At 36.9% G+C, this 12,049-nt stretch carries 11 protein-coding genes; 4 read left to right on the top strand and 7 right to left on the bottom strand.

What is annotated here, in order from left to right:
• Positions 1-459 precede the first annotated feature (459 nt).
• Positions 460-1,698 carry an IS110 family transposase gene (locus tag CP355_RS08140; RefSeq protein WP_098044309.1) on the top strand — a complete coding sequence of 413 codons (1,239 nt, stop codon included), beginning with the start codon at positions 460-462 and terminating at the stop codon, positions 1,696-1,698.
• Between the two features lie 256 nt (positions 1,699-1,954).
• Here the strand turns inward: CP355_RS08140 and CP355_RS10310 are convergent, their stop codons facing one another.
• The 7 genes from CP355_RS10310 to CP355_RS08110 all read right to left on the bottom strand — a co-directional run bounded on the left by CP355_RS10310 (position 1,955) and on the right by CP355_RS08110 (position 9,169).
• Positions 1,955-2,092, bottom strand: coding sequence for a hypothetical protein (locus CP355_RS10310; protein WP_158227267.1), 138 nt, complete (start codon positions 2,090-2,092; stop codon positions 1,955-1,957).
• Positions 2,093-2,177: 85 nt separating this feature from the next.
• Positions 2,178-5,168 carry an LTA synthase family protein gene (locus tag CP355_RS08135; RefSeq protein ID WP_098044308.1) on the bottom strand — a complete coding sequence of 997 codons (2,991 nt, stop codon included), beginning with the start codon at positions 5,166-5,168 and terminating at the stop codon, positions 2,178-2,180.
• A 36-nt stretch (positions 5,169-5,204) separates the two neighbouring features.
• The gene (locus tag CP355_RS08130) at positions 5,205-5,822 is read right to left on the bottom strand and encodes a glycerol-3-phosphate acyltransferase (protein WP_025005701.1); all 618 of its coding nucleotides are present in this window, start codon (positions 5,820-5,822) and stop codon (positions 5,205-5,207) included.
• The gene (locus CP355_RS08125) at positions 5,822-6,928 is read right to left on the bottom strand and encodes an LCP family protein (protein ID WP_098044307.1); all 1,107 of its coding nucleotides are present in this window, start codon (positions 6,926-6,928) and stop codon (positions 5,822-5,824) included. The genes CP355_RS08130 and CP355_RS08125 overlap by 1 nt, the downstream gene beginning before the upstream one ends.
• Before the next feature lie 101 nt (positions 6,929-7,029).
• Positions 7,030-7,590, bottom strand: coding sequence for an aldose epimerase (locus CP355_RS08120; RefSeq protein WP_087176742.1), 561 nt, complete (start codon positions 7,588-7,590; stop codon positions 7,030-7,032).
• Between the two features lie 63 nt (positions 7,591-7,653).
• Positions 7,654-8,256, bottom strand: coding sequence for a pyroglutamyl-peptidase I (gene pcp, locus CP355_RS08115; protein ID WP_098037067.1), 603 nt, complete (start codon positions 8,254-8,256; stop codon positions 7,654-7,656).
• Between the two features lie 220 nt (positions 8,257-8,476).
• The gene (locus CP355_RS08110) at positions 8,477-9,169 is read right to left on the bottom strand and encodes a 2,3-diphosphoglycerate-dependent phosphoglycerate mutase (protein WP_003630668.1); all 693 of its coding nucleotides are present in this window, start codon (positions 9,167-9,169) and stop codon (positions 8,477-8,479) included.
• A 163-nt stretch (positions 9,170-9,332) separates the two neighbouring features.
• On the opposite strand from CP355_RS08110, the gene CP355_RS08105 reads away from it, so the two are divergent.
• The 3 genes from CP355_RS08105 to CP355_RS08095 all read left to right on the top strand — a co-directional run bounded on the left by CP355_RS08105 (position 9,333) and on the right by CP355_RS08095 (position 11,946).
• Entirely contained in the window at positions 9,333-10,088 is a 756-nt protein-coding gene (locus tag CP355_RS08105; RefSeq protein WP_098044306.1) for a DUF6612 family protein, read from the top strand.
• Between the two features lie 82 nt (positions 10,089-10,170).
• Positions 10,171-10,971 carry a hypothetical protein gene (locus tag CP355_RS08100; RefSeq protein WP_098044305.1) on the top strand — a complete coding sequence of 267 codons (801 nt, stop codon included), beginning with the start codon at positions 10,171-10,173 and terminating at the stop codon, positions 10,969-10,971.
• Positions 10,972-10,980: 9 nt separating this feature from the next.
• Complete coding sequence (locus CP355_RS08095; protein WP_098044304.1) at positions 10,981-11,946, top strand: Gfo/Idh/MocA family protein; 966 nt, start codon at positions 10,981-10,983, stop codon at positions 11,944-11,946.
• Positions 11,947-12,049 lie beyond the last annotated feature (103 nt).

The following is a 12,049-nucleotide window of genomic DNA, read 5'->3' as shown; positions in this document are numbered from 1 at the left end:
GCGCATCATAGTTTAGCTTGATGATTTTCTTTTGCTTAGAACTAGGATAAAAGCGAAGCTTAACGCCAAAATGATAGGCTAAGCTGCTCATTCTTTTCATGATTTCACCTCCTCGTATTATATAAATTAAATCTGTGTTGATTGTCTTTTTAGTTTGTTTATTCGATCATCAGATGCTAGTCTCTAATTGTCATTGACCTTGGTCAATTGGTATAGGTTTTCACCTCCTGTAGCTTGACTACTTTGTAAGTCTGCCGCCCAAGCAGTTTTGCTAATGACTTACTCACATGCTGTATTGATTCTGGCTATTACTGATTCAGAGCAGTTTCAGTCGCAGCTTTTTAGCTTGAACCTGTGAATACTTATATTTTGCGAGACTGTCTTAGAAACTGTAATTAGGGGCTAACATGTGATGATCGATCTATGACCAAATATTTGTTAGAAAGGAGGCCATTCTCAATGAAACTTTTTATAGGAATTGACGTCAGTTCTAAAGACTTGCAAGTCGCTATTACTGACTCAGAAAATCATCAAAAACCTTTGCTTAACCAATCTTTTTCTAATGATCTGACTGGCGCTAATAAGGTCAAAAAGCTAATTCTCCAACTTGCTAAACAGAATAGCTATGACAAGGTAATTATCGGCATGGAGGCTACTTCAATTTATAGCTTTCATCCAGCCTATTTCTTTGCCAATGATGAGGACTTGCAAAAGCTTAATCTTGAAACTGATGTCGTTAATCCCAAAAATACTAAACGATTTCATGACGTTTACGAAGAAAATAAGAATGATCCTATTGATGCCTATTACATCGCGGAATACTTACGCTTTGGCAAGTATCACGTCACTATCGCTCGACAAGAGGAATACTTAGCTCTCCAGCGTCTAACCAGAACCAGATATGAAATCACGTCTTCCCTGGCCAGAGCTAAGCAGCACTTCATTGAAGCCCTTTACTATCGTCTAAACAAACTGGTTACCGTTGACAAGGAAAATATTAAAACTTCTATCTTTGGCGCAACAATGCTGTCTATTGTGACTGATAGTAAAACCATCGATGAAATCACTGAGATGCCAATCGAGGATTTAATTGATTACCTTCAGACTAAGGGACGCGGCCGCTTCTCTGATCCAGAAGCTTTAGCTAAAGCAATCAGGGAAGCCGTCAGAGGATCCTATCGTTTAGGTAAAGTCATGAAAGACTCAATTGATGCAGTATTATCTGTTTACTATACCGAGATTAAAACCAATCAGAAATTGATTAAAAATTTAGATAAAGCAATTACAGACATCGTTCAAGCGCTCCCTGAAGAGAGAATACTGCAGTCTATTCCGGGAATTGGACCAGTTTACTCTGCTGGCATCATCGCTGAAATTGGTAGTATTGATCGGTTCGATACTGAAGCTCAGCTGGCTAAATACGCCGGCCTAGCTTGGCGTCAAAAGCAGTCTAGTGATTTTGACAGCGAACACAAGCCAATGACCAAAAACGGCAATCATTATCTAAGATATTATTTGGTTGAAGCTGCCAACCTAATTAGATTAAGAGATCCCGTTTTTCGGAAGTACTATCAAAAGAAGTACGATGAAGCTTTCTATTCCCCGCATAAACGTGCTTGCGTCCTTTGTGCAAGAAAACTAGTTAGGACCATTTTCACTCTGCTCAAAAATGGTCAAATCTATCAAACACCGAGGTGATCAATTGGTCTAAAACATTTTTGGAGGAGTAAATAATAGTTATTAAAAACCCTTGAAATAGGGCCTAGTTTCATGCACGCAAATTTTGGCTTTAACACAAACTAATTAAAAATAAAATTTACAATTTACATTGACTTATCACCACATGACTCATAGATTAGATATTTATATTTTACAGGGAAGTCGAACGTATGTCTCTATTTTTAGAATAAAAAAAGCTGACTGCTAGGTCAGCTTGGCCCTATCCATCCCCGCATTAAAATACGGGGATTTTCGGGCGTTTTTCATTAAAACTAGTAGTATTCTTTGGATTATATGTACCAGCTTGAACAGTTGTAGCAGAAAGTCCAAGAAGTGCAGCACTTGTTAGTGCCATTGTCATTATCTTTTTCATTTTAATCACCTTTAACACGTTTTTTCTTAGCTACTATTTTACCATTAGACACAAAAAAGACCGAACTTCGTGTTCGGTCTTTTGTTTAGTTATTCAACTTGTAGAAGCCCTTAGCCTTCAAGCCATAAGCTTGACCAGCAGTCATATCGTATTGAACCATTTCGTAGTCATTCAAAATTGCTTGTTGTTCTGAAGTCAATTTCTTAGGATCAACGAAGTGTCCCTTTTGATCAACTAATTGGAAGCCTTTATCACCGTTAAAGTTAATGGTGATTGCAGGAAGCTTCTTGTGAACTTCAGTAAGTAATGCTTGGTAAGGAGTTACCTTAGAATTAGTTTGTTCAAGCATCATTGCAGTGAAGTCGCTAGTGTTGACGTAATTAGTGTTGTGAGTCAACTTCTCCTTAGCACCATGTTCTCTAGCGTACTTGTTAGAGTAAATGAAGTAACGAGTTGAGTGCATTTGAACTGGGTATCTGCCAGTGTAGTTTTGTGACAAGATACTTGGGTAGTGGTCACCGTAGAAGACAATGGTAATTGGCTTCTTGATCTTATCAATTTGACCAATAAACTTCTTAACTGCCTTGTCGGTGTATTGCGTACCCTTGATGTAAGTTGCCATTTGTTCACGAACGGCAGCAGTGTTGAAGAGTTCACCAGATACCTTACCCATGTATTCGTTGTTTGGATACCAGTTGTTGTAAGGCATGTGGTTTTGAATTGAGATCAAGTTAATAAATTGACCACCCTTCATGCTGTTGATTTGTCTCAAACCGTTAGCATAAGTAGTGAAGTCAGAGTTGTAAGTACTCTTACCAAGTTTCTTTTGATCAATGATCTTGTATTTAGAACCAAGGTAAACGAACTTGTTAAACTTAAATCTCTTGTAGTCTTCTACTCTTGAGTAGTAAGTACCAATGAATGGGTGAACAGCTGACTTGTAGTTGAAGTCCATACCAATGGTTGGGTAGAAGTCGTAGTTTGGTACGATTTGTACATATGGAGTCAAGGTTGACTTGAACATACCCATGTTAAATCCTGTCAAAGTTTCCCATTCCATGTTGGCAGTACCACCACCGTAACCTGCACTAAGCATGCTACCGTAAGTAGATCTGTCCTTCATTGATTGAATAAACTTAACTGGATTTGGAACCTTAGGATCAATCTTAATTGTTGGGAAAGTATATGGATCAACAAAACTTTCACTCAAGTTGTAGACAATAGTTTGATCCTTTAAAGTATTCTTTCTAGTCTTGTTAATTTCATCAGCAATCTTGCCATACTTTTCATTCAAGTGATTAATCGTAGCCTTGGAGTAATTAGATGGCTTATTCATAATCTGTAAATCGAAGTAGTTCAAGAAGTTCAATAATGGACCGTTAATTTGAATATCACGTTCAGGGTTTCTGAATGATTGCTTGTTATCAAAACCACGGTTGATGTGATAAATGATTCCGCCATCGTGGTTGAAGCGAGCTGGTGTCATAAACAAAAGCAAGCTGAGCAATGCCCAGATACCACGGCGCTTCCATGAACCCTTTTTCTTAATTGGAAACTTGATTTCAAGGAAAACAGTCAAAGCAATTACAATCACTAAAGCAACGGCAATCATAATTACCTTTTGTTGACCAACCATTGGAAGCAAGGTCTTCCAGTTAACAATTTCATCAAGTTCAGTTGGATAAATAGGTTCACCACGAAGGTTAAGCTTGATCTTGTTGGCAATGGCCCAACCAATGGTAATTACACTAACCAAAATGGTTGAAGTCCAGTAACGCGTTGTGATGAAGTAGAAAATTGCAAACATGGCATCCAAGAAAATGGCTGTCAAAATGATTGCAAAGAATCTAGTTCCGAGCAAGAAAATTACGGCATTGATATCTGTAGCTGTTGTAATTTGAATTCTTAAGTTATCTGATTCAATTAAGAATGAAACAAAACTCAAGATATAGAACCAGCCCCAAGTAAGAAGTCTTACTCGGTTTTCAACTACCCATGCTGTGAAGTTCTTCCAACCATATTCCACAACTTCAGCTAAATTATCATGACTATTGAAGAACTCAACTGTCTTCTTAATCGGCTTTATTCTAAATAAAAAGCGGTTATACAAATAGTTCAGCGCAAGAGCTGCGATCATCATAATGACGATCATCAAGAACTTGTTAAAACCAGCACTATTAGTAAAGCGGAATGATCTTACAAACCCACCAATAATTGGTGCGTCCATAAAAATAATTATTGGAATAAAGAAACGCATATCCTTAGCGCTATAGCTAACGATTACTTTTCTAAAGATTAAGAATACTGCCAAGACCATTAAAAATAGAAATGGCGAGGTAGGATTACTTAAAAACTTAGGAGTCCAAGAATAAACTCCACTACGTCCGGATAAACGCTGATACCAGTAGACACCGTTAAATCCCGGAACCCCAATAAACATTACAAAGAATGAAAATACTCCTGCAGCAATTGACCAGCCAAAGACTTTCTTAGGGATCTTAACATTGGCCAAGAACATCCCCCAAGCAAAGTATAACACGAGGTAAACACCGTAAATGGAGTAGTTAAAGTACATTGTACCTGCACTAGTAGCAAAGCCTACTAATGTCAATGCACTAAGCAGCAACACATTTTGCTTAGTTGTAATTCGGCGTTGCAACTCATACAGATATGGTTGAGCCAAAATACTGAAAATCAATCCAGCCAGTAAAACTGAAGTACTTGTCAAAACTGGGAAGAACACACCCCACAGCTTCCACATGACAAAACTACCTGGTCGCTTAATGAAGTTAGCCAAATACAGAAGTATCAGCGTTACAACTGCAATAATCCAGAATCTGAATGCTTCAGTTGGACGGATTTTCTTTTTGCTGTATACAGCACCAAAAGCCATCGGTACAAGCACTAATGTTGCACTACCTAGCATTCCTGGAATAAATCTCATTAAGGTACTCAATGGCAATCTACCAAAGGTCTTCCCCCATGAAAACATCTGCACTAGCATTAAAAATGCAGCCAAGATTATACAAACAATTTGACCAACATTCAGTGATTTCTTTTTATTAATCTCACTCATTTTCCTAGTCTATGTCCTTACTAAAATTTTCTGTTATTACTTACTCTTAATTCCCAACTTCTTTTTAATTGAATATAAAATATCAACTTTTTTACCATGACCGGTAAAGAAATCAATAATATCATGCCAGAACTTGAAAATCATAATTAAAGTAATCACCAAAAAGACAATTCCTGCTTCTTGATTGTGCCAAAATTCATAAACACTGAATAAAAGCATAAACACAATTGGTGGAATCGTCAAATTTTGCATAATTGCAGTTAATACCAGAGCAATTAGCAAAGTTGCAAATCCTGCCTTCCAATCATAAAAGACCGCTACCTGAGCGGCAACTGCAACACCTTTACCGCCTTTAAAATGATCCCAAATTGGAAAACAGTGTCCTAAAATCAATCCCAGACCAGTATATGCAATATTGATATGTGCTGGGAAAACAAAATACACAATAAACAGAGCAATCAAACTTTTTAGCAAATCGCCCAAACAAGTTAAAATACCCCATTTTTTACCAAAAACAGCCCCCATGTTAGCTGTTCCTGGATTATGTGAACCATATTCTGTAGGGTTTATTTTCAAAAAGATTTTACCAACAACCATCGCTGTCAGAAAATTACCAAAAATATAGCCAATCAGCGTGGCCCAAACTCGCTCCATTAATTATCCCCTTCTCCGGTGTAATCATAGATATGATAATGCTGAATCTTGCCACTCTTAAAACTAAAGCCATTAGCTTTATTTTGTTCATTCTGGAAGGTCTCGTTATTCTGAACAACTTCCTTTTCTAATTCCAACTCTGTGCGCACTAAATCAGAAATTCGTTGCAATTCACTAGTTGGTTGAATTTGATATGCGGCATCCTCAACCTCAGCATTATAGCCATGAAGATAATCACTTGATGAGCTTTTAGCACAATCACGATAATTCATTGCAATTTGTTGTAAAGCACTAAATGGCAAGTTGGTTCGTACATTGTTTGAAACAGAGGTTAGAATTGAATCTAAATTTGATAGTGAACTAATCGAAACAGCCTTTCTAATTAATGTCGTGATGACTTGTCGCTGTCTCTCCTGCCTACCATAATCTCCTCTAGGATCATCGTAACGCATTCTCGAGTAAGCAAGTGCTCCGGCACCACCCATATGGGTTAATTTACCTTTCTTAAAGACATAACCGCCATATTCAAAGCTAAGCGTTGGTCGAATATTAATGCCGCCAACATAACGAATCATTTTCATGATCCCGCCCATATTAACTACAGCATAATATTTAACAGGCACATTAATTAATTCAGAGACAGTGTCCATTGCCATTCTTGCTCCGCCTATCTCATAGGCAGCATTAATTTTTTCTACCCCAAACTCATCTGTACCAACCATTTGCGCCATCGTATCACGTGGAATAGAAACCAACGTATAGTGCTTCTTAGCAGGGTTAACTACAGCTAAAATCATGGTATCAGTTCGTCCACGCTTTTCTGTTCTATGAAGAGCACCAGTATCGGTTCCCATCAATAAAACAGCAAAACGTTTTTTTCCATTAAATTCACCTGTAGTTTTCACTGCAGTTTGCGGATCATAGGTTTTATCAACAGCGTTCTTTGTTCGGAAATATACAGAAGCAAAATAAGCCGCGGTCGCAACTACTGCTACTAAGACTATTATCCCCGTGACCCACGCCCAAACATGGCGCTTTTTATATTTATGATTTTGCACTCGAGTCTCTGTCGGGTGATTTCTATACTCTTTTCTACTTTTCTTCATAAATCATACCTATATGTAAATTCACATTGAGTGTATTATAACAAAAAAAGCAAATCATCGCTGACTTGCTTCCTACATCTTATTAAAATCGTTACTTATTTTTACTTTAGTGTCAATGTAATCTCAAAATTGCGGCTACTTTCAGCCTCTAATTCAATTTTATCAGTAAAAGCAGTAACTTTACCATCTTCTGCGGCTAACTTAAAATCAGTTGAAGCAATATCTATTCCATGTTCTTCATTAATTAAACTAATTTTGTTAACGCTGCTCTGACTTTGCCAAGTACTTGGCAACACAAAGCCTAATGAAAATGGTAATTCCTTATGTGATGAATTCTTTAGATAAAATGATATCTTTAATTGATTGCCCTCCAAAGCATATGTTATCATCACTTCAAAATGATATGGAAAACTTTTATAGCTTTCCGGTGTATCAATTAAAGTCAAACTGACTCGAGTATCACCTTTATCTACGACAGTCCAGGGCAGTTTGCTAGCCCAGTTATTGCCTTGATCAAGCACCGGAAAAGCAATTGCCATACCCTCTTCAGTCCCATTTTCGCCGAGATAATCATAATTATCATTAATAGATACAAGATGGACCATTTTGGCCCCATTCTCATCGACAGAGACTTGTAAGAGAGAATTATCAATTGTTTGCATATTTTTCTCCCCACTTTAATTCCATTGACAAAAATAGCACTTAAAAGGGGTAACTGTCAATTTTTAACACATTGCAGCCGCTTTTATGGCCGCTGTCAGCCCGACTACCATATTCTCTAAACTCATTGAAGGATAACGTCCATTCTTAGTCTGACTTGGCAAATATGGAATATGAATAAAGCCGCCCTTTAAATCAGGATAATCGTGATGAATTAAATATTGAATTTCATAAAAAAGATGATTGCAGACATACGTCCCCGCAGAATTTGAAATTTGTGCAGGGATTCCGGCATGACGAATGTCAGTTACCATCTTTTTAATTGGCAATTGGGTAAAATAGCCATCTAATCCGTCTGCTTGAATTTTACCTTCTTTAGGACCTTTACCAGAATTGTCAGGAGTTGAACCCGATTGAAAATTAATTGCTATTCTTTCGGGCGTAATAGCACCGCGACCACCTGCCTGTCCTACATTAATCACCATCTCAGGATTTTCTTTTTCAATCGCTTTCTTTACGACATCAGCACTTTGATAAAAAATAGTAGGAACTTCTAACTTAATTATTTTGTTACCAGCTATTTCATTAGGTAATCTTTTTACAGCTTCAATTGCAGGATTAATTTTCTCTCCGCCAAAAGGATCAAAACCGGTTACTAATATTTTCATATCGTTCCTCTTTCCTTAGAAAAAAATGGTAAATTTTTTTATTTATAATATAATATACTTGTTCCAAAAAATTATGAAACTAAATGTTTAAAAAATAGTTTTTGGGGCAAGTTGATAAAATAGAGCATCCCTCTTGGGGTGCTTTTTTTTCCTAAAAAATACAAAATAAAAAGGAGCTTCTTGCAAAGTTCCTTTTTTGTGTGAATAACCATTAATTAAATTAGTCGTCCAACTTTTCCTTGTTAACAACATCCAAGTTTTCGTCGAATGTGTAAACAACTGGTTCACCAGTCTTCATTTCAAGGTTCATGATGTCGTCATCAGAAATGTTTTCGATGTACTTAGTTAAAGCACGAAGTGAGTTACCGTGAGCTGCGATAATTACGTTCTTGCCGTCAAGTAAGTCCGGAGCAATGTGATCTTCCCAGAATGGCATTACACGGTCAAGACATACGTGTAAGTTTTCTGCCTTAGGAACGATGTGTGGGTCCAAGTTTGCGTAACGACGGTCATGTGCTTGACTGAATTCATTGTCATCATCAATAGCTGGTGGCAAAACATCGTATGAACGACGCCAAATGTGAACTTGTTCATCGCCGTACTTTTCAGCAGTCTTCTTCTTGTTCAAACCTTGAAGAGCACCGTAGTGACGTTCGTTAAGTCTCCAAGTCTTCATTTCTGGAATCCAGAGTTGGCCACTTTCTTCCAATGCGAAGTGCAAAGTCTTGATGGCACGAGTTAATAATGAAGTATAAGCTTGATCAAATTCAAGACCGTGTTCCTTGATTAAACGACCAGCCTTCTTAGCTTCTTCAACACCTTTTTCTGAAAGGTTAACATCAACCCAACCAGTAAATTGGTTTGAAAGGTTCCATTCACTTTGTCCGTGACGGATTAAAACTAATTTTGACATGAAATATCTCCTTTTAAAATTCAATGTTTCATCCATATTTTACACATTTCACAGTTTTTTTCATAGAGAAATGAGTAAAAAACATCTTTTTTTGATGTTCACTTTCTATTATCTTCTTTTTTATGTTACTTTTAAGTAAAATATTCAAAAAGAAGTGTAAAAAATGAAATTTATGAATAAAAAACTAATTTTAGGCTTAGTTGCCTTATTAGCATTATTTTTATCCGCTTGCTCGCAAAAAAGCGCTAAATCTGGCGACAACCTGCCGAGCGCCAAAACTATTTTAACTAAAGCACAAAAAGCAAATTATAATTCGATGCATGCCACTTGGGACGAAAAAAGCAATGGCAAAACTTCACAAAAGGCTGCGGTTGAATATACAACTAAACCTACGATCATTTATGCCAATGTTTCCGCAACTTCTAATTACTATAAAATGTGGGTTGAAGGGAAAAATAGCTACATTCAAATGAAAGGCACCAACAGCAGTCACTGGTTTAAGACCACTACTAAGGCTAGCACCTATTCATCATTCATTCAAAGCTTAAATGGCAACTTGTTAACTCCATTTATTCCTTTGCACAAACAATTTAAAGTCAAAAAGAATGACAACAATTATGCCCTTATTTATAAAGGAAACAACAAAAGAGTTTGGAACGCGATCGTGTCTGACGCGGCAGTTACAACTTTAATCGGAATTGATATTGATGATGTAAAGCCAATCAATACTGAAATTCAGGTCGATGTTGATAAAAATTACAATGTCAATGATGTAAAAATTGTTTCTAGCTACAAAGATGATGGGCAAAAGAAGACTTTGACTATGAATGTAGATCAAATTGATCAAATTAAGAAATTGTCCGTTCCTAGTGCAGTTAAAAAGAATCCCGTAGATTTAGGAACATTAGATAAAAAATAATTAATATAAAAAAGCTCTAATCTAAGCATAGATTTGGGCTTTTTCGTTATAATAGAAATAGTTATTTAGGAGATTTTTTATTATGAAATTAAAAAAAGCAATTATCGGTATATCATTAGCCGCCGTCTTTTTACTCAGTGGCTGTAGCCAAAAAGAAAAGAAAGCTGATCCTGTTTTAAACAAAACTCAGGTAGTTCAAAAAATGAAAAAGGGCTTCAAGAGTGGTCAAGTTATTCAATCAGTTACTCTTGGCACTGACACTTCTAACCAAGCAGCTATTGCCAACACCACATTTGGCGGTGACTCAACGGTTTACCATATAACCAATCAAACTTCTAGCAAGGGCAAGACCCGCTCTAGCGAAGAATGGGTTAACATGAACAACGTTTATATCAATGGTCGTGACACTTGGTATAAAGCTGATCTAGAGAAATTAACCGGACACTCATATGCCGATTTAACTGATGCAATTATGAATAATCACTTGATCACTAATCCTAGTGCTGAGTTGATTAAAGCTTACAAGTTAAAGCGCAATAAAAACACCTACACTTTAACTGCTAAAATAAGTGATAAAGCTTTGATGAAAAAAGCAGCTACTCCTATCTTTGATACTACTCCACAAAGCACAGGTCAAGCTAAAGTGTTTAAGCAAATTCAAAAATTAGGCAAATACAAATCAATGACGGTTAAGGCGGTAGTGAAAAACAATAAATTAGCTACCGTTAACGTCTTCGTTAACATGAAGCTTGGCAAAATGATGACAGTCAAGGTCGGTCAAAGCTATGGCAACTTTGGTAGTCACGACTTCTTAGAGGTTCCAACTAATGCTACGAACGCTAAGAATTTGCCAACTACTGACAATAATAAGAAAAAGAAATAGGTATTCACGATGAAATTAGGAATTATCGGCAGCGGCATGATTGTTCAAGACTTTTTAACTACTGCTGATCAAATTGATAACTTAGAATTAACCGCAATTTCTTCAACCAAGCGTAGCGCAGGCATCGCGCAAGAATTAGCACAAAAATACAATATTTCTCAAACCTATACTGACAATGAAAAATTAATGTCAGACAGCAACGTTGATACGGTCTATATCGGCGTGCCTAATTTCTTGCACTACTCGCTAGCTAAGCTTGCACTTGAACATGGCAAAAATGTCATCTGCGAAAAGCCATTTGTATTAAGTACAGCTGAAGCCGAAGAATTAAAGCGATTGGCCGATGAAAAAGATTTAATTATCGTTGAAGCTATCACTAATATCTACTTAGAAAACTACAAAAAGATCAAAGAAGAATTAGATAATATTGCTCCAATTCATATCGTTTCTTTAAATTATACGCAATACTCTAGCCGTTATGACGCCTTCCTTGAAGGTAAGATTGCTCCCGTTTTTGATCCGAAAAAAGATGGCGGCGCCTTGATGGACTTGAATATTTACAATATCCACCTTGCCGCTGGACTGCTCGGGTTGCCTGATAAGGTAAAATACTACGCCAACATGCAAAAAGGCATTGATACATCGGGTATCCTGCATCTTTCTTATCCTGATAAACAAGTAACTTTGATCGGTTCAAAGGACAGTTATGTAACGCCACGTTCGTTCATTGAAGGCGAAAAAGGCAGCATTTATTTTGACGGTTCAACTGGTACGCTTGATAACTTTACCGTCGAAATGCGTGGACAAAAACCGAAGCGTTACAACTTTAATAAATATCCACATCGCATGGCAAGTGAGTTCACTGCATTTGCCGAGATGATCGATCAACATGATGTTCGGAGAGCTGATGAAGCGTTTGTCAATACTTTGGAAACAATGAAGATTTTAACTGCAGCTAAAAATTCAGTTGAATAATGTGAAAGCCACCTTGTTTAAAGGTGGCTTTTTGTGTCTTATTTTGTTCGTAAATTGCAATAATAAATTGAACACTTACGCTGTTTGATAGATTTTATCTAAT

The organism is Lactobacillus sp. UMNPBX4, assembly GCF_002554115.1.
Classification (GTDB): Bacteria; Bacillota; Bacilli; order Lactobacillales; family Lactobacillaceae; genus Lactobacillus; species Lactobacillus gallinarum.
This window is presented reverse-complemented; position numbering and strand designations above follow the sequence as displayed.